The sequence below is a fragment of the Geobacillus sp. YHL genome (assembly GCF_022341265.1).
Taxonomy (GTDB): Bacteria; Bacillota; Bacilli; order Bacillales; family Anoxybacillaceae; genus Geobacillus; species Geobacillus thermoleovorans.
Window position 1 is genome coordinate 39,807 of sequence record NZ_JAEIGB010000014.1, and the last position, 17,024, is coordinate 56,830.

17 protein-coding genes are annotated in these 17,024 nt (G+C 54.6%); 6 read left to right on the forward strand and 11 right to left on the reverse strand.

The features are described from left to right. Positions 1–8: 8 nt before the first annotated feature. Both gatA and gatC read right to left on the reverse strand, forming a co-directional pair. A complete protein-coding gene (gene gatA / locus JCR24_RS12305; RefSeq protein ID WP_238980728.1) occupies positions 9–1,466 on the reverse strand; it encodes an Asp-tRNA(Asn)/Glu-tRNA(Gln) amidotransferase subunit GatA in 1,458 nt (485 codons plus the stop codon). 12 nt (positions 1,467–1,478) lie between these two features. Then, positions 1,479–1,769: an Asp-tRNA(Asn)/Glu-tRNA(Gln) amidotransferase subunit GatC gene (gene gatC, locus JCR24_RS12310; protein ID WP_011229790.1), complete on the reverse strand. Its 291-nt coding sequence runs from the start codon at positions 1,767–1,769 to the stop codon at positions 1,479–1,481. Between the two features lie 158 nt (positions 1,770–1,927). On the opposite strand from gatC, the gene JCR24_RS12315 reads away from it, so the two are divergent. The 3 genes from JCR24_RS12315 to JCR24_RS12325 all read left to right on the forward strand — a co-directional run bounded on the left by JCR24_RS12315 (position 1,928) and on the right by JCR24_RS12325 (position 4,814). Next, positions 1,928–2,434: a hypothetical protein gene (locus JCR24_RS12315; RefSeq protein ID WP_011229789.1), complete on the forward strand. Its 507-nt coding sequence runs from the start codon at positions 1,928–1,930 to the stop codon at positions 2,432–2,434. Positions 2,435–2,463: 29 nt separating this feature from the next. Continuing rightward, on the forward strand, positions 2,464–3,237 hold the full coding sequence (locus tag JCR24_RS12320; RefSeq protein WP_238980729.1) for a VOC family protein: 774 nt from the start codon (positions 2,464–2,466) through the stop codon (positions 3,235–3,237). 134 nt (positions 3,238–3,371) lie between these two features. After that, the gene (locus JCR24_RS12325; protein WP_238980736.1) at positions 3,372–4,814 is read left to right on the forward strand and encodes a flavin monoamine oxidase family protein; all 1,443 of its coding nucleotides are present in this window, start codon (positions 3,372–3,374) and stop codon (positions 4,812–4,814) included. A 22-nt stretch (positions 4,815–4,836) separates the two neighbouring features. On the opposite strand, the gene JCR24_RS12330 is transcribed toward JCR24_RS12325, so the two are convergent. From JCR24_RS12330 to JCR24_RS12365, 8 genes are all read right to left on the reverse strand, one after another. Next, positions 4,837–5,400 (reverse strand): LOG family protein, encoded by a 564-nt coding sequence (locus JCR24_RS12330; protein WP_023633360.1) that lies wholly within the window; start codon positions 5,398–5,400, stop codon positions 4,837–4,839. A 175-nt stretch (positions 5,401–5,575) separates the two neighbouring features. Next, entirely contained in the window at positions 5,576–6,799 is a 1,224-nt protein-coding gene (locus tag JCR24_RS12335) for a CamS family sex pheromone protein (protein ID WP_023633361.1), read from the reverse strand. Further along, on the reverse strand, positions 6,796–8,808 hold the full coding sequence (ligA, locus tag JCR24_RS12340; protein WP_014194775.1) for an NAD-dependent DNA ligase LigA: 2,013 nt from the start codon (positions 8,806–8,808) through the stop codon (positions 6,796–6,798). The genes JCR24_RS12335 and ligA overlap by 4 nt, the downstream gene beginning before the upstream one ends. Before the next feature lie 20 nt (positions 8,809–8,828). Continuing rightward, positions 8,829–11,003, reverse strand: a complete 2,175-nt coding sequence (gene pcrA / locus JCR24_RS12345) for a DNA helicase PcrA (RefSeq protein ID WP_011229784.1) — start codon at positions 11,001–11,003, stop codon at positions 8,829–8,831. Between the two features lie 28 nt (positions 11,004–11,031). Further along, positions 11,032–11,751, reverse strand: coding sequence for a heptaprenylglyceryl phosphate synthase (gene pcrB, locus JCR24_RS12350; protein WP_014194773.1), 720 nt, complete (start codon positions 11,749–11,751; stop codon positions 11,032–11,034). A 97-nt stretch (positions 11,752–11,848) separates the two neighbouring features. After that, positions 11,849–12,184, reverse strand: coding sequence for a YerC/YecD family TrpR-related protein (locus JCR24_RS12355; RefSeq protein ID WP_011229782.1), 336 nt, complete (start codon positions 12,182–12,184; stop codon positions 11,849–11,851). A gap of 92 nt (positions 12,185–12,276) precedes the next feature. Next, a complete protein-coding gene (locus JCR24_RS12360) occupies positions 12,277–13,296 on the reverse strand; it encodes a DUF3048 domain-containing protein (RefSeq protein WP_015373819.1) in 1,020 nt (339 codons plus the stop codon). A gap of 27 nt (positions 13,297–13,323) precedes the next feature. Beyond that, on the reverse strand, positions 13,324–15,069 hold the full coding sequence (locus JCR24_RS12365) for an adenine deaminase C-terminal domain-containing protein (protein WP_238980730.1): 1,746 nt from the start codon (positions 15,067–15,069) through the stop codon (positions 13,324–13,326). Positions 15,070–15,164: 95 nt separating this feature from the next. Here JCR24_RS12365 and JCR24_RS12370 point away from each other — a divergent pair, with 95 nt between their 5' ends. The 3 genes from JCR24_RS12370 (at position 15,165) to JCR24_RS17565 (ending at position 15,766) form a co-directional block, all read left to right on the forward strand. Then, entirely contained in the window at positions 15,165–15,410 is a 246-nt protein-coding gene (locus JCR24_RS12370; RefSeq protein WP_011229779.1) for a YgaP family membrane protein, read from the forward strand. Then, the gene (locus JCR24_RS12375; protein WP_011229778.1) at positions 15,407–15,571 is read left to right on the forward strand and encodes a hypothetical protein; all 165 of its coding nucleotides are present in this window, start codon (positions 15,407–15,409) and stop codon (positions 15,569–15,571) included. The genes JCR24_RS12370 and JCR24_RS12375 overlap by 4 nt, the downstream gene beginning before the upstream one ends. Before the next feature lie 90 nt (positions 15,572–15,661). Then, complete coding sequence (locus tag JCR24_RS17565) at positions 15,662–15,766, forward strand: EYxxD motif small membrane protein (protein WP_370643341.1); 105 nt, start codon at positions 15,662–15,664, stop codon at positions 15,764–15,766. Here JCR24_RS17565 and purD read toward each other — a convergent pair. After that, positions 15,720–17,012 carry a phosphoribosylamine--glycine ligase gene (gene purD, locus JCR24_RS12380; protein WP_238980731.1) on the reverse strand — a complete coding sequence of 431 codons (1,293 nt, stop codon included), beginning with the start codon at positions 17,010–17,012 and terminating at the stop codon, positions 15,720–15,722. The genes JCR24_RS17565 and purD overlap by 47 nt on opposite strands. Positions 17,013–17,024 lie beyond the last annotated feature (12 nt).

Sequence of the window (17,024 nt, forward strand, 5' to 3'; positions counted from 1 at the left end):
AACCCCCCTTACAACACCGGTTTTTGCTTATGGTAGTCGGTCGCTTGTTCAAAAGCGTGGGCGACGCGGTAGACGGTGCTTTCATCAAAGTGCTTGCCGATAATTTGCAAGCCGACCGGCAAGCCATCGACAAAGCCGCACGGCACGGAAATCGCCGGTACACCCGCAAGGTTGACTGGAATCGTTAAAATGTCGTTCATGTACATCGTCAGCGGATCACTCGTTTTCTCGCCGATTTTAAACGCCGGCGTCGGCGTTGTCGGGCCGATGATGACGTCATATCGTTCAAATACGTTTTCGAAGTCGCGCTTGATCAACGTCCGAACTTTTTGCGCTTTTTTGTAATACGCATCGTAATAGCCCGAGCTTAACGCGAACGTCCCGAGCATAATGCGGCGCTTGACCTCCGCCCCAAACCCTTCGCTTCGCGTCAGTTTATACATATCGATCAAGTTTTTCGCGTTGTCCGTCCGATAGCCGTAGCGGACGCCGTCAAAGCGAGCCAAGTTCGCTGATGCCTCGGACGAAGCGAGCAAATAGTACGTCGCCAAGGCGTATTTTGAATGCGGCAGCGACACTTCTTCCCACGCCGCGCCAAGCTTCTCAAGCACGGCAAGCGCCGCAAGCACTGACTGGCGCACGCCTTCATCGACGCCTTCACCTAAATATTCTTTCGGCACAGCGATTTTCAACCCTTTGATATCGCCCGTTAACGCCTCCACATAGTTCGGCACTGGAATGTTCGCTGAAGTCGAATCCATCGGGTCGACGCCCGCGATCGCTTGCAATACATACGCGTTGTCTTCGACCGTGCGCGTAATCGGGCCGATTTGGTCCAGCGACGACGCAAACGCAACAAGCCCGAAGCGCGAGACGCGTCCGTACGTCGGCTTCAAGCCAACAACCCCGCAAAACGCTGCCGGCTGGCGGATCGAACCGCCCGTATCCGAGCCGAGCGCAAACGGCACTTCGCCGGCCGCCACCGCCGCCGCCGAACCGCCGCTTGAGCCGCCCGGAACGCGCTCTAAGTCCCACGGGTTGCGCGTCAGCTGAAACCCGGAGTTTTCCGTCGACGAGCCCATGGCGAACTCGTCCATGTTCAACTTCCCGATCGTGATCGTCCCTGCGGCATTCAACCGCTCCATGACAGTGGCGTCGTAAATCGGGTCAAAGTTGTACAAAATTTTGCTGGCGCATGTCGTACGCAGCCCTTTTGTGACGATGTTGTCTTTAATGCCGATCGGCAAGCCGAACAGCGGGTTCGTTTCTTCGCCTTTGGCGAGCTGGTTATCCAACTCTTTCGCTTTCGCCCGCGCCTGTTCTTCATTTAATGTTAAAAACGCTTGCACTTTCTCTTCCACTTCATCGATGCGGCGGTACGATTCGTCGACTAAATCGAAAATCGACACTTCTTTTTTCTTCAGCAACGTATGTAATTCTGACACGGAATGGTCAAAAAGCGACATAAATCCCCCTCCTTACTCTAAAATGGCCGGCACACGGAACTGGCCGTCTTGCTGATCTGGCGCGTTTTTCAACACTTCTTCGCGCGGCAGCCCCGGTTCTGGAATATCCTCGCGCATCACGTTTCTCATATCAAGCACGTGCGAAGTCGGCGGAACGTTCTCCGTATCCAATTCATTCAGCTGCTCGGCAAACGTAATAATCGCATCGAGCTGTTTCGTAAACATCTCGGCCTCTTCATCCGTAATCGCCAACCGCGCCAAATCGGCGACATGTTTCACTTGTTCAATCGAAATTCGCGACATTGTATTCACCTCCGACATGGTCGACCTTCCACAATACTATGATGATACCAAACGTTTAGGAAATAAAGCAACCGTCTGGCCCTCTTTTGCCTAGTTGCCCGTTGACGAAAACGAACATATGTACTATAATGGCCATAACGGACAAAAAAGGGGGAATAATGACGATGAGTGACGCTTTGCTCGCCCAAGTGCTTGACCGCTTGAACGCGATGGACGGGACGCTGCAAAAGCTCGTGGAAGGCCAAGAGCGGCTCGAGCGGGAACAAATCGCCATTCGCCAGGAACAAGAAGAAATTCGAAAAGAACAACAAGAAATCCGAAAAGAGCAGCAGGAAATCCGTTTGGAACAACAGCGTCTGCGTCAAGAACAAGATTCGCTTCGCGCCGGGCAAAAGGAATTGAACGGCATCGTGGCCGCTCTTCTCCACCGCCAAGACGAAACAGACGCCAAACTGGAAGCTCTCGCCGCTGACGTCCACCAGCTTCACCAGGAATTTGCCTCATTGAAACAAACGGTGGACCGCCTCGAACAAAAAATGGACTCCCGTTACGAACAATTGGCTGCCCAAATCGAAGACATCAAGCTGGACTTGAATTTTATCGCCCACCGCACCGTCGACAACGAACGAATCATTTACAAGCTGAAAGAAATGTTGTTCCGCTGATCGATTCCATCTAGGAGGAGGTCGCCGCCATGAATGTCGCGTTTGACCATCTCGTCCACTTAACCGAACGACCGGAGCAAGCGAAAACGGCGTTTGAACAATGGGGGTTTACAGCCATCCACGGCGGCCGCCATCCGTCATGGGGAACGTATAACGCATTATGCTGCTTCGAGCATTTGCGCTACATTGAGTGGATCGGCATCGCCGATGAGCAGACGGCGAAAACATGCGGAAATCCGCTCATCGCCCAGCTTGTCGCCGACCGCCAAGAAGGAAACGGCTTCTCCCAATTTGCCTTCCGCACGAACAACATCGGAGCGGTGGCGGCACATCTCAAACGAAACGGGTTTACCCCAATCGGTCCGCTCCCCGGCAGCCGCGAGCGCGATGACGGCAAGCGGCTGACATGGTCGATGCTGTTTATCGAAGACGACACAGACGGTGCATTTCGCTATCCGTTTTTCATCCAATGGGGCGACGGTGATGACGTGCGGATGAACGAGCTGGCGCCGCTCATGCACCATCGAATCGGGGCTTCTTCTTTGTCGTCCATCGGCGTCTATACGCTTGACCTTCGCCGCGCCATCGACACGTATCGGCGGCTGTTTGGCCTTCCTGTCCCTCGCTTTGGGCGCGATGAGGCAGGGGCGTACGCTGAACTAGCCGTCGGCGGCATCGCCCTTTGTTTTTATGAAGCCGACCATCGACCGTCAACGCGCCCTTTTTTGTGCCGGCTTGTGGGCATGCAGGAGCAGCGCCGCATCGAAATCGATGGCGGGACGTATATCGTTTCCAGGCCGTGACGGGCATTCCTATTCTCACATACTCCCCTTTGCCGCGGAATAAGATGGAATAACCGCACCTTCATCCTCGCGCGGTGAAAACGGCAAAGGGGGATTCAAACGTGGCACATCCTTATGTGTTTCCGAAACTCCCAATGGAAACGATGATTGCGATCATCCGAAATGGGTTGACGAAAACATCCACCCCTCAAAACATCGTCATTATCGGCGCCGGAATGGCCGGACTTGTCGCAGCGTCATTGCTGAAGCAAGCCGGCCATCGCATCACGATTCTTGAAGCGTCCGAGCGGGTCGGCGGCCGAATCTACACGCTCCGCTCCCACTTTCGCGACGACCAGTATCTTGAAGCTGGCGCCATGCGCATCCCGCACACCCATCAATTGACATTGGAATACATCAAAAAATTCAACTTGCCGCTTCACCCGTTTATCAACAGCACTCCGCGCGACATTCTGTATTTTCGCGGCGTGAAAGCGCGCCTTGGTGAATATGAGCGGCATCCCGACCTCTTTGGCTTTCCGGTCGCCCCGCATGAACGAGGCAAAACCGCTTCCCAATTATTGCAGATGGCGATTCGTCCGGTCATTCAATTCATCGAACAAAATCCGGAAAAACATTGGCCGATTGTCATTGAACAGCTCGACCGCTACTCGCTGGACGCCTATTTGCGCTACAACCCATTCGGTCTACCGTTGTCCGTGGGAGCCATCGATATGATCAAAGCCGTTCTCTCGTTAGAAGGATTCCCTGAACTTTCGTTTCTGGAGATGCTGCGCGAACTGATGGTGCTGTTTACGCCGAATATTCGCTTTTATGAAATTGTCGGCGGCAACGATCGGCTTCCCAAAGCTTTTTTGCCGCAGCTGAAGGACGAGATTTTCTTTAGCCATAAAGTGCAAAAAATCGTCCAGCACGAAAACGGCGTCACCATCCACGCCACCCATACAAAAATTCTCCAGCCGTTTCAAATCACCGCAGATCGCGTGATCGTCACCATCCCGTTTTCGATTTTGCAGTTTATCGAAATGGAGCCGCGCCATTCGTTTTCCGAAAACAAATGGAAAGCGATCCGCGAACTGCATTACGTCGGCTCGACGAAAACCGGCATCCAATTTAAAACACGATTTTGGGAAAAAGAAGGGATGTTCGGCGGCAAAACGGTCTCGGACTTGCCGATTCGATACACTCAATATCCGAGCCAAGGCATCGGCACGGCAGGGCCTGGCGTCGTATTGGCCAGCTATACGTGGGAAGACGACACGATCCCGTGGGACAGCTTAAGCGATGAAGAGCGGCTTGAATACACGCTCAAAAACTTAGCTGTCCTCCATGGCGAACAAGTGTACCGTGAATTTGAAACCGGAACAAGCCATAGCTGGGTTCGCTATCCGTACTCAGGCGGCGCCTTCACGATGATGAAGCCGAATCAAGTGACGGAGCTGTCGCCGTATATCGCCGCTCCCGAAGGAAGGGTGCATTTTGCCGGGGAACACGCTTCCACCCACCACGGATGGATTCAAGGCGCCATTGAATCCGGCATCCGAGCCGCTTATGAAGTGAACAATTTGCCAGCTTAGCAGGAAGCGGCAACCCGTTCCTTCATGTTCCAGAACAGCGATGATGGCGGAACGTCTTCATCCGCTCATACAGCGTCGAAACATCCTCAGCACTGACAATCAGATCGAGATCTTCCGGCGCGGCAAATCCGTTTTCGACTGTATGCCGAAGCAAATGAAGAAGGGGGTCGAAAAACCCGTCCACGTTGAGCAGGCCGATCGGTTTTTGGTGGAGGCCGACGCGCGACCATGAGAGCACTTCAAACAGCTCTTCATACGTCCCGTACCCTCCTGGCAGGGCGATAAACCCGTCGGCCGACTCATACATTTTCGCTTTGCGCGTATGCATCGTATCGACGACCAACAGTTCGCTCAATCGATTATGCGCCACTTCCCGGTCCTTCAAAAATTGCGGAATGACCCCAACCACGCGCCCTTGATGCCGAAGCGCCGCCTCCGCGACTTCCCCCATCAAGCCGCGTTTTCCGCCGCCATAAATGAGCGTCATGCCGCTTCGGGCTAAAAACGTTCCGAGCTCTTTCGCCGCTTCCTTGTATTTTACGCTTTGTCCATAACTTGATCCGCAAAACACACAGATGGCTTTCATGATCGTGACACACCTTTACTCGCATCTAGGTCTTCATTATTTTATCAGTCTGTCCCCCATCCGGCAAATCACACCGACAGGCTGCCACCGAATCCGTTTACACCAGCCTTTTCGAACCGCAACATCGCAAAAAACACATCCCCTCTGGCTCGTCCAGAGGGGATGTGGCACGTTGTCATTGATAAATATGCACAAACGGCTCGTCTGCTTTCGCCTGGCGCACGATGAGGCTTTCCGGCTGGCCGGCCGAGGCGATGTAGACGTTGACGGTGATGTAGTCCGGGAATTTTTCCATCACCAAGCCGGTCACGTATTGGGTAAAGCCGATCACTTCCGCTTTGCCGTAAAACGGCATCGTAATGTTGATCGTTAACTTCTGAAGCTGGTCGTTGACATACAGCCCTCTGCCGACGATGCCCGTGTAGTTCGGGAAAAAGTCCTCAACGTCTGATTTAAAATTATTGAATTTCAGCCAGTCGTCGCGGTGGTTTTCTTCCGCCTCATCAGACGGGAATAAATAATATTCCTCGTTCACCGCCTCCCAATCATCGATGGTGCTGCTTCCTTCATCGACATGGGCGACGGCGAAAAAGTGGCCTGGAACAACAGATGAACGGGGCGCTTGTTTGTACAGGGCGATCGTAATCGGCACGTTCCCAAGCCCTTTCATGCTCCGCAGCCGCTTCAGCACCTCGGCGGCGATCCGCTTTCCTTCCCGTTCGATGACATCGTCTTTGATTTTGACCTCCCGCGGATAGCCTTGCTCGGTCGAATAATAGTGGACGGAGTTTAACGCCAGGCCGATAGCGATGCCGCCGAGCTTCACTTTGTCGTTGTCGATCTTCACCAAATAATCATGTTCCAAAATGCTCGCCAAATAAATCGGGCTTTGTTTGTTTTTTTGTTCGTTTGTTCCCGTGTCGCTGATCGGTGGGTTTAAGCCGATGTTGTCTTCCGGCTTCATTTTCTCTTCCTTCAGCTGGCGAGTCGTCTTCTTGCGAGCGAGCCATTTTCCAACCGTCTCGCTGTCTAAATATTGCCCCTCTTGGAACAAGTACTCATCCGACGGAAACTGCTCAGTGGCCAAGCGCATGAGCCCCGTCTCAAATTCGTCGACATCAAGGCGCGTATTTAAATCATTGACGACCTCCCCACGGGCCCCGGACGGTTTGAACGGAAGGATGACGCGGTAATACGAGTCGGCAATGTTGTATTTCGGGATGACGGCTTCTTGCTGTTTGCTGCCTTTGTCTTGCACGACTTCCTCACCTTTGTCAAACTTCGGCGCACACGCAGACAACAAACAAATCGAAGCGAGGCCGACAGCGGCCAACCGCTTTCGGGCCCGATTCGTCCAACGGCAGGCAACCAAACTGCGAAGTGGTGAGATTCGTTTCATCGTTTCCCCCTGCTGATCTCTTGCAAAAATCGTGATTCGTCCCAAATCTCAATGCCAAGCTGCTGGGCTTTCTCCAGCTTCGATCCGGCGTCCTCACCGGCGATGACGATGTCGGTGCTGCGGCTGACGCTGCCGGTGACGCGCCCGCCGAGCCGTTCAATCTCTTCTTTTGCCTCATTGCGCGACATCGACGCGAGTTTGCCGGTCAAGACGACCGTTTTGCCGGCGAAGGCGGAGTCAGCAGGCGCTTCAGCCGCCCGCTTCAGCCCTTTGTATGCCATGTTGACGCCGTAAAGCCGCAGCTCATGGAGCAGCTCGGCCGCTTCTGGCTGGGAAAAGAAGGCGATGATCGAGTCCGCCATTTTCTCGCCAATTTCCGGCACGGCCATCAATTCCTCTTTCGTCGCTTTTTCCAGCCGCTCCATCGTTTCAAAATGCTCAGCCAAAAGTTGGGCGGCTTTCGCCCCGACGTAGCGGATGCCAAGACCGAACAGCAACCGCTCGAGCGAGTTTTGCTTCGATGCCTCAATCGCTGCAAGCAAGTTGGTTGCTGACTTTTCGCCCATCCGTTCCAAACCGATGAGCTGTTCTTTCGTCAGCCGGTACAAATCGGCGACATCGTGGACGAGGCCAGCGTTAAACAGTTGGGTGACGACTTTTTCGCCCAACCCTTCAATGTTCATCGCTGCTCTTGAGGCAAAATGGATGAGCCGTTCGCGCAGCTGGGCCGGGCATTTCGGGTTTAAGCAACGGAGCGCCACTTCTCCATCTAGGCGGACGAGCTCGCTTTCGCATTCCGGACAATGCGTCGGCATCACAAACGGCGTTTCATCCCCGTCGCGCCGGTCGACGACGACGCCGACCACTTCCGGGATGATGTCGCCCGCTTTTTTAATGATGACCGCATCGCCGATGCGAATATCTTTTTCCCGTATAAAATCTTCATTATGAAGAGTGGCGCGCTGCACGGTCGTGCCGGCGACGCGGACCGGCTCTAAGATCGCTGTCGGAGTGACGACGCCCGTGCGGCCGACGTTCACCTCAATGCCGATGAGCGTCGTCACCACTTCCTCGGCTGGGAATTTGTAGGCGATCGCCCAGCGCGGGCTTTTTGCCGTCGCACCAAGCTCCCGCTGTTGGGCGAACGAGTCGACTTTAATGACGATGCCGTCGATCTCGTACGGCAGCTGCGGCCGTTTTTCGTGCCACTCGTTGACGAAGGCGATCACCTCATCGATGTTGGCGCAGCGCCGCCGCTCGGGATTCACTTTAAACCCAAGCGCCTGTAAGTAGTCGAGCGCCTCGCTGTGCGACTCAATGCCAAGCTCTTCGGCATTGGCCAAACCATAAACGAACAAATCGAGCTGGCGCGACGCCGCCACTTTCGGATCGAGCTGGCGGAGCGAGCCAGCCGCAGCGTTGCGCGGGTTGGCAAACAGCTCCTCGCCTCGGGCTTTTCGCTCCTCATTCAAGCGCAAAAACGACGCTTTCGGCATGAACGCCTCGCCGCGCGCCTCCAGCGACACCGGCTCCTTCAGCCGAAGCGGCAGTGAACGGATCGTTCTCAAATTTTCCGTAATGTCCTCGCCGGTCGTTCCGTCGCCGCGTGTCGCCCCTTGGACGAAATAACCATCTTCATAGCGGACGGAGACAGCGAGACCATCGATTTTCAACTCGCACACGTACGCTGCTTCGCCGACCTCTTGGCGGACGCGGCGGTCAAAATCGCGCAAATCCCCTTCGTCAAACGCGTTCGCGAGACTCATCATGGGAACAACATGCGTCACTTTGCGAAACGCCTCAAGCGGAGGGCCGCCGATGCGCTGGGTCGGCGAGTCGCTCGTTTTCAATTCCGGATACTGTTCCTCGATGGCCATCAACTCTTGCATGAGCCGGTCATACTCGGCGTCCGGGACGGACGGCCGGTCGAGCACATAATATTCGTAGCCATAGCGGTGCAGCAGTTCGCGCAGCTCGGCCGCGCGCCGTTCGGCTTGTTGGCGGTCCATACGTTCACCCGTTCTCCTTTCTATACTTTCTCAATCGGCGCAAATTTAGCGAGCAGACGTTTAATGCCGATCGGGCTCGGGAAGGCGATATCGAGTTCTTGGTCGTCACCTTCGCCACGGACACTGACAACCGTACCGATTCCCCATTTCCGATGGTTCGCCCGGTCTCCGACTTTCCACACCCTGATGGCGCCGCCTGCCTGCAAGCGAGCGGACGCTGAACGGGAAACAGACGGTTTCCCACGCGAGACCGTCTCCAGCAAATGCGCGGGAATCTCATCTAAAAAGCGCGACGGCCGGTTCATTTGGATGTTGCCAAACAGCGTCCGCATTTGCGCGTTCGTCAATACGAGCTCTTCCTCGGCCCGAGTGATGCCGACATACGCCAGCCGCCGCTCTTCTTCCATTTCATCCTCATTCTCCAGTGAACGAAGATGCGGAAAAATGCCTTCTTCCATGCCAATCAAAAACACGACCGGAAACTCAAGCCCTTTGGCGGCGTGCAGCGTCATGAAGACGACGGCATCGCCCTCGGCCGCCTGATCTGTCCCATTCAGCTCGTCCAAATCAGAAATGAGCGCCAAGTCGGTTAAAAAGGCGACGAGCGATTTATCGTCGCTTACATTTTCGAAATGCTTCGTCACCGACAAAAACTCGTCCAAGTTCTCAAGCCGGCTTTGCGCTTCAATCGTCCGTTCCGCCTTGAGCATCTCGCGGTAGCCCGATTGGTCGAGCACTTCCTCCACAAGTTCCGTCACCGGAACGTATTCTTGCAGCTGCGTCCATTGCTCAAGCTGTCCGCGAAACGCGGCGAGCGCCCCGGCCGTCTTCGCGCTGAAGCCGATCATCTCCAGCTCGCCGAGCGCTTCAAACAAGGACAGCTCATGCTCGGCCGCATAGCGGACAAGTTTGTCGATCGTAGAGGCGCCGATGCCACGCTTTGGCACGTTGATGATGCGAAGCAAGCTCAAATCGTCATCGGGGTTGGCGATGACGCGCAAGTAAGCGAGAATGTCTTTAATTTCTTTCCGGTCATAGAACTTTAAGCCGCCGACGATTTGGTACGGAATGTTCGCTTTTAAAAACATTTCCTCGATGACGCGCGACTGGGCGTTCGTCCGATAAAGCACGGCAAAATCGCGGTAGCGGCGCTCCCCGCTCTCAACCGCCTCTTGAATGCGGCGGGCGACAAATTGCGCTTCGTCCACTTCGTTCATCGCTTCATAATAGACGATTGGCTTCCCTTCCGGGTTTTCCGTCCACAACCGCTTTGGTTTTCGATTGACGTTATGCGCAATGACTTCATTTGCCGCCTGCAAAATGCGTTTCGTCGAGCGGTAGTTTTGTTCAAGCAAAATGACTTTCGCGTTCGGGTAGTCGCGCTCAAACGATAAAATATTGCGAATGTCCGCCCCGCGCCACCGGTAAATCGACTGGTCGGCATCGCCGACGGCGCAAATATTTTGAAACCGGTCTGCGAGCTTTTTCACCAGCGTATATTGAGCGCGGTTCGTATCCTGGTACTCATCGATATGGATGTACTGGAACTTATACTGGTAATATTGAAGCACATCCGGCACGCGGTCAAACAAGTGGATCGTCGTCATGATCAAATCGTCGAAATCGAGTGAATGATTGCGGAGAAGGCGCTGTTGATACTCTTGATACACGTCGCCGACGATCTTTTCGTAGTACGTCGATGCCCGCTTTGCGAATTGCTCGGGCGTGAGCAAATCGTTTTTCGCCCCGCTGATCGTCGCTAAAATCGTCCGCGGCTCAAATTTTTTCGGATCGATATTTTTGTCTTTCAAAATCGCTTTGATGACCGAAAGCTGATCCGTCGGGTCAAGGATGGAAAAATTGCGATTGATGCCGATGCGGTCAATGTCGCGGCGCAACATGCGGACGCACATCGAATGGAACGTCGAAATCCACACGTCTTCCGCCGCCCCGCCTAAGAGCGCCTGCACCCGCTCCTTCATTTCACGCGCCGCTTTGTTCGTAAACGTAATGGCTAAAATATTCCACGGCGCCACCTGTTTTTCCGCCATCAAATAGGCGATCCGGTGCGTCAGCACGCGCGTTTTTCCGCTGCCCGCTCCCGCCATGATGAGCAATGGGCCTTCTGTCGTTTTAACGGCTTCTTGCTGCTCTTTGTTTAAATGCGCAAGCAGCTTTTCCGATAAAAAATTCATCATGTCCACCACCAACAAAACATATGTTCTATTTTCCGTCATCGCCGCTGCGTTGACCAGCCATCTGCTTCACCGCCGCCACCGTCGCCAACGCCTGTTCGAACGCGTCGTAAATCGCGTTGCCGACGACCACCGTATCGGCATAGCGCGCCATATGCTCCGCCTGCTCAGGAGTTGTGATGCCGCCGCCGTAAAACAGCTGCGTCTGATCAAGCGCTTGTTTCACTTTTTCCACGACAGACGGATCTCCATAAACTCCGCTATACTCAAGGTAAAAAATCGGCAGCTTGTACAAATGCTCAGCCAAACGGGCATAGGCCACAATATCGTCGACGTCAAGCTCCGTATCGGCTCTCGTCAGCTTGGCGGCCTTGCATTCCGGATTTAAAATGCAATAGCCCTCTGCGGCAATCTCATCCCAGTTCATCATATCACCGTATTGTTTCACCGCCTCGTGATGACGGCCGATGATCCACTCCGCCTGCCGGCTGTTTAACACGATCGGAACCAAATATACGTCAAATCCCGGCGTCAGCGCTTCGACGTCGGTGACTTCGAGCGCGCATGGCACCGAAAAACGGCGGATGCGAGCCAATAAATCAAGCACGTTGTCGATGGTCACCCCGTCGGTTCCGCCGACGATGACGGCATCCGTTCCCGACTCGCAAAGGCGCTCAAGGCGCTCGTCATCAATCGGTTTATTCGGGTCGAGTTTAAACACATGGCGCCAAGCGCGAATCTCCTCCATAGCGGCAACCCTCCACTCCGTCTCCATTGTTCCATTATAACAAATCCGCAAAAAGAAAAGGAGTTCCTTTGCAAATGGAAGGAATCTCCTTGCCGCGTCAGTCTGTGACCGCTTCGTTGGCTTCTTTCTCTTCTTGCTGTTGCTCCTCTTTAATGCGATCGAGCGCCATGGCGTAAGCATCATTGCCGTAGTTGAGGCAGCGCTTGACGCGCGAAATCGTCGCCGTGCTCGCTCCGGTTTCCGTTTCGATTTTGTGATACGTATATCCTTCGCGCAGCATGCGGGCGACCTCGAGCCGCTGGGCGAGCGCCTGGATTTCATTCACGGTGCATAAATCATCAAAAAAACGGTAACACTCTTCTAAATCGCGCAGCGATAAAATCGCTTTAAACAGTTGATCCAACTCTCTGCCGCGCAGTTTGTCAATTTGCATAGCTGCTTCCTCCTTGCGTTTTGGCGGGAAAAATGTTGTAGCCAACCAATCTGCGAATCCACCGCCCCTTTGCCTTGCAACAGACAAGGCGGTTATGATTTCCACTGGACGATCGCCAGTTCCGGCACGATATTGATCCACGTTTTTCCCGGCACGAATCCGATCGGAGCCCCGTTATGGTACGGCAGCAGCCGGCCGTCGACGTTTTTCCATTCGATCGGCTGCATGACGCCGCCCTGCAGCAAGTACCCCTTGCCACCGGAGGCGAGGTCGATGTCGCGCCGTCCGTGGCTATCGATGACTCGATGCCGGGCAGCGATAATCATGACGTTTTGCACGACAACCGGCTTATGCGTATCATAATCGATCGTTTGCTCGCCGCCGCTGTACCGGTAATACCCCTTTTGTTCAGGAACATATTGGTATTCAACCTGGGCATAGGCGCGATGCGAATAGGCGATGTGAACCGTCTCGACCTTTTGGCCGCTCGGCTCATCGGTGCGAAACGATAGCGGGGCAACGTGGTCCGTCCAAGCATACCCGTTTTGTTTCGCTCCTTTTTCGATGTTGGCGAATGAAATGTATGAGTTGTGCGGCGCCTTGCGGAACGGGACGCGCTGAAACAATGTGCCGTCGTAAAACAATCCGTTCAAATAGTCGATTCCGCCTCCCTCAAGACGCGCTTTCGCCTCCGGACTCCAGCCGTGACATACATACAGTGCATGGTAGCCTTCACTCAAGTCAATATAGTAATCACGCGCGCTTCGCACCGGTCCGACCCGCTCCGGCAATTCGCTTTGGTACAACGCCAACAAACGGGTGATATCGCCCTCGGCAAGCACCTCATACACGATGTCCGCCGCACGAAGCCCCGATTGCGGCCGCGCCTTCGGGTGATTGTTGATCATCACGCCGACGACCCGTTGATGGATGTTCCCTTTCGCCGGCAGCCCCGTCAGCGGGAACGTTTGTTTTTCCTCCGCCGGAGGCTTGGACGGCTGCTCCTGCCGAGGAGCCGGTTTGGCTGGTTCAGCCTGCTTCGGCTCGCTTTTGGTCGTGCAGCCCCCTAACAACAATGCCGCGCAGCTGATGACGAACAGCCAATGTTTCAATGGACACACAACCTTTTCTTTTTTATTTTACCGCATTATCGAAGGAAAGAGTACCGTTTTGTGCATCACATCATAAATGCCGCGTTGGGTGACGCGCACATACGGCAGGTGGGTCGATTGCAAAAAGAGCAACGAATACACCGGGTCTTCGAACGGATATCCACGCTCGCGCAACAAACGGACGAACGTTTTTTCTTCGTTGATCAATTCATCCACCTCCAAGGAGGACATCATGCCGCCTAAAGGAAGCGAGAGCTCAAACAAAATCTCTCCGTCCTCAGCGAGCACAATGCCGCCGCCGATCTCCTTCATCCGCCGGAAGGCGAGCATCATATCTTCCTTATGCTTGCCGATCAAAATCAAATCCCCGGTGTTCGAGTAAGAACTCGCCAGCCCGCCAAGCACCGATGAAAAACCTTTTAACATCGTATTGACGCGCCAGCGGCCGTTTCGGTCAAACAAGGCCAGAAAACACTCATCATGGTCATGCCCTAAACGATCGCGCGACGTATCGATCGACACGGAATACGGTTTTAAAATGACGGCGTTTTCCATGCACAGCCCCATCGGCATGGAAAATTGCAAATCATCCCATTCAAGCTCCCATGACAACGAAAGCGGCCGAATGCCAAACCGAGACCATTCCGGCGCCGGCCAGAGAGGCGGCGCTTCTCCATCGCGCTTCACCCATTCGCCTTTGGCGAGCACTTGCGCCGGCGTCGGATCGTGAGCCGAGCGCAAAAAGTTGATATGAGCGATGCGGCCGGTGGCAATGCTGCCGTGAAGATGCTCGATGCCGTAGTGGCGGGCGGCGTTGATCGTCGCCATCGCATAGGCATCGATCACCGGCACGCCATGCTCGATCGCGATGCGGATCAGCCAATCGATCACCCCATTCTCATAAAACGCCGGCGGCGAGCCATCCGTCGTCAACAAGCATTTATCATAATGCCGGATGCCAAGCGCTTTCATCTCTTCAAGCAGCACCGGCAAATCGGGGCGAATCGAGGAATGCCGAAGCGCGACGGTATAGCCGTGCCAAAGGCGCATGCGCACTTCCTTTCCCGTCATTGCCTCATGATCGCCATCTGCGCCAAAGAGCGCCATTTTGACAAGCGTCTTTTCCGACGCCCCCGGAAAATGCCCTTCAATTTTGCGGCGCCGCCGATGCGCTTCTTGCATCCAATACAAGATGATGTCATCGCCGCTCGCCACTTTTGGCCATGAGGTCAACTCACCGCCTTGAAGCACCGCCTCTTGGTCAAGCCAGCGCTTGATCCGAGCATTGGACACTTGTTCCTCTTCGCGCTCGAGCTCCGTTTGCCCATCAAACCGGCACCACCAATACATCGACGTTGGAAGCGCATTCATTTCTTGTAAAAATAAAAGCGCGTCTTCATCATCGAGCTGCAAAAGCAAAAACAAGTTATCGTTGATGAGCGTTGTTGTTCCGTGCGCCGCTGCATAACGAGCAAACGAATGGGGATTATATAATTGAAATGGATGAACATGCGGCTCAATGTAGCCGGGAACGAGCACGTACCCACGGCAGTCGACGATCTCACACGCCTCGTCGACACGATCGGGAAGACGCTCTCCGGCATACACGATGCGGTCGCCATGGATCCATATGTTTCCTTTTACCCATTCACGAAAATACGAATGCAAATATGTGGCGTTCACCAATACTTTCGTCGGCGATTGTTTGCCATCAATCACCGCTGCTTGTGCACGCAGTTCGCTGCCTTTCCATCGGTAACGTTGTTCGCCCATTGACACCCCGTCCCTTGTTTCCTAATCGTTCCATACAACCATTTTAACGCACAAAAGCGACTTTCACAATAAAAATATAAGGAGGGGACAGACCGATGGCGAATATCGGCATTGTGAACGCATTCATTCGCATCACGGTTGGCCTGACTGTCATCGCCTGGGCCACCGCCCGCCTCGCCCGGCGGCCATGGTGCACATCCTATTTGTGGGCCGCTTTGCTTGGGGCGATGAAAGTCGGAGAAGGGATCACCCGTTTTTGTCCGATGACCGCCCTGTTTGACAATATGCAGCGCCGGCAGCTGTTTGAAGAGGAAAAGGAAGCGGTCGTCAATCCGACATGAGGGAGGACATCCGTCCGACGTTGCGCACCGCTTTTGCCGATGTCTTCCATTCCACCGTCATTCGGCAACATTTTTCGCATCGTGAGCGATACGTGCTGCTATGTATCGAAACGGCCAATGAAGAGTGCCAACTGTCAACGAAAGAGAAGAAAGCAAAATGATCTGCGGCTTGGCATTGTGGACTAGCCAAACATCATCAAAAAAGGTGTCCCATACTTGGGACACCTTCGACTACAAAGGAGTGAACCACCATGCTGCTCGAGTATATGACCGATATGTCGTTCGTATTGACCGCGTTAATCGGCGGCATTATCGCCCTTTCATACGTGTATATGCGGCGGAGGCGCGTTCGATAGCGCGCCGGCCGATGTCGCGCCGGTAAAATAAGCCGTCGCAGTCGATCGCCGCCAACTGCTCGTACGCTTTTTCCTTCGCTTTTGCGAGCGTCTCCCCTTTGGCCGCTAACAGGAGAACGCGTCCGCCATTGGTGTACCATGCGCCGCCTTCTCGTTTGGTGCCAGCATGGAACAACAACGCATCAGGGGAAATTCGGTCCAACCCGCGGATTTCGGCCCCGCGCTCGTAAGCCCCGGGGTAACCTTTAGCTGCCAGCACGACGCCAAGCACCGCCTCGTCCGTCCATTCAAGCTCCAACTCTTTTCCATCCATCACCGCTAGTACCGCTTCCACCAAATCGGTCTTCAGACGCGGCAGCACGACTTGCGCTTCCGGATCGCCGAAGCGGGCGTTGAATTCGATCACTTTCGGTCCATTTGCCGTGGCCATCAATCCAGCGTACAGCACGCCAAGAAACGGCCGTCCTTCCGCCGCCAACGCTTTCGCCGCCGGCCGCAAAATGGCCTCTAGCGCGGCATCCATCATCTCATCCGAAATTTGCGGCACCGGCGAGTAGGCTCCCATGCCGCCGGTGTTCGGTCCTTCGTCTCCGTCATACGCCCGCTTATGGTCTTGGGCGATGGCGAGCGGATACACCTTCTCGCCGTTAACGAACGCCATAAACGAAAATTCTTCCCCTTCTAAATACTCCTCAATGACAACTTGACTGCCGGCTGTGCCGAATTGTCCGTCGACAAGCGCTGCCTTCGCCGCGGCAAGCGCTTCTTCCACCGTTTGGGCGACGGTGACGCCTTTTCCGGCGGCCAATCCGTCCGCTTTAATGACGATCGGCGCGCCTTTTTGTTCAATATAAGCTTTCGCCTCTTCGTACGACGTAAAGGACGCATGGTCCGCCGTTGGGATGCCGTATTTCTTCATCAGCTCTTTGGCAAACGCCTTGCTTCCTTCGATGAGCGCCGCCCTCTGGCTTGGGCCGAAAATGCGAAGCCCCTCGGCCATAAAACGGTCAACAATGCCGGAAGCAAGCGGCGCTTCCGGCCCGACGATCGTCAAATCGATCGCCTGTTGTTTCGCAAACTGCACCAATGCCTCAATATCGAGCTCATCAATATGGACCAGTTCCGCCACGTCCGCGATGCCCGGGTTTCCCGGCGCTACATACAGCTTGCCAACAAGCGGGCTTTGCGCCGCTTTCCAGGCGATGGCGTGCTCGCGCCCGCCTCGTCCGATGACCAGTACATTCATCGTCTCCCTCTC

What these genes read in the sequence shown, in the direction of transcription:
- JCR24_RS12355 (WP_011229782.1), bottom strand. Translation starts at nt 12,184, where the DNA reads ATGCAAATTGACAAACTGCGCGGCAGAGAGTTGGATCAACTGTTTAAA.
- JCR24_RS12335 (WP_023633361.1), bottom strand. Translation starts at nt 6,799, where the DNA reads ATGAAACGAATCTCACCACTTCGCAGTTTGGTTGCCTGCCGTTGGACG.
- pcrA (WP_011229784.1), bottom strand. Translation starts at nt 11,003, where the DNA reads ATGAATTTTTTATCGGAAAAGCTGCTTGCGCATTTAAACAAAGAGCAG.
- JCR24_RS12365 (WP_238980730.1), bottom strand. Translation starts at nt 15,069, where the DNA reads ATGGGCGAACAACGTTACCGATGGAAAGGCAGCGAACTGCGTGCACAA.
- gatC (WP_011229790.1), bottom strand. Translation starts at nt 1,769, where the DNA reads ATGTCGCGAATTTCGATTGAACAAGTGAAACATGTCGCCGATTTGGCG.
- JCR24_RS12325 (WP_238980736.1), top strand. Translation starts at nt 3,372, where the DNA reads ATGGAAACGATGATTGCGATCATCCGAAATGGGTTGACGAAAACATCC.
- JCR24_RS12375 (WP_011229778.1), top strand. Translation starts at nt 15,407, where the DNA reads ATGAGGGAGGACATCCGTCCGACGTTGCGCACCGCTTTTGCCGATGTC.
- ligA (WP_014194775.1), bottom strand. Translation starts at nt 8,808, where the DNA reads ATGGACCGCCAACAAGCCGAACGGCGCGCGGCCGAGCTGCGCGAACTG.
- JCR24_RS12370 (WP_011229779.1), top strand. Translation starts at nt 15,165, where the DNA reads ATGGCGAATATCGGCATTGTGAACGCATTCATTCGCATCACGGTTGGC.
- JCR24_RS12320 (WP_238980729.1), top strand. Translation starts at nt 2,464, where the DNA reads ATGAATGTCGCGTTTGACCATCTCGTCCACTTAACCGAACGACCGGAG.
- pcrB (WP_014194773.1), bottom strand. Translation starts at nt 11,751, where the DNA reads ATGGAGGAGATTCGCGCTTGGCGCCATGTGTTTAAACTCGACCCGAAT.
- JCR24_RS12315 (WP_011229789.1), top strand. Translation starts at nt 1,928, where the DNA reads ATGACGATGAGTGACGCTTTGCTCGCCCAAGTGCTTGACCGCTTGAAC.
- gatA (WP_238980728.1), bottom strand. Translation starts at nt 1,466, where the DNA reads ATGTCGCTTTTTGACCATTCCGTGTCAGAATTACATACGTTGCTGAAG.
- JCR24_RS12330 (WP_023633360.1), bottom strand. Translation starts at nt 5,400, where the DNA reads ATGAAAGCCATCTGTGTGTTTTGCGGATCAAGTTATGGACAAAGCGTA.
- purD (WP_238980731.1), bottom strand. Translation starts at nt 17,012, where the DNA reads ATGAATGTACTGGTCATCGGACGAGGCGGGCGCGAGCACGCCATCGCC.
- JCR24_RS17565 (WP_370643341.1), top strand. Translation starts at nt 15,662, where the DNA reads ATGCTGCTCGAGTATATGACCGATATGTCGTTCGTATTGACCGCGTTA.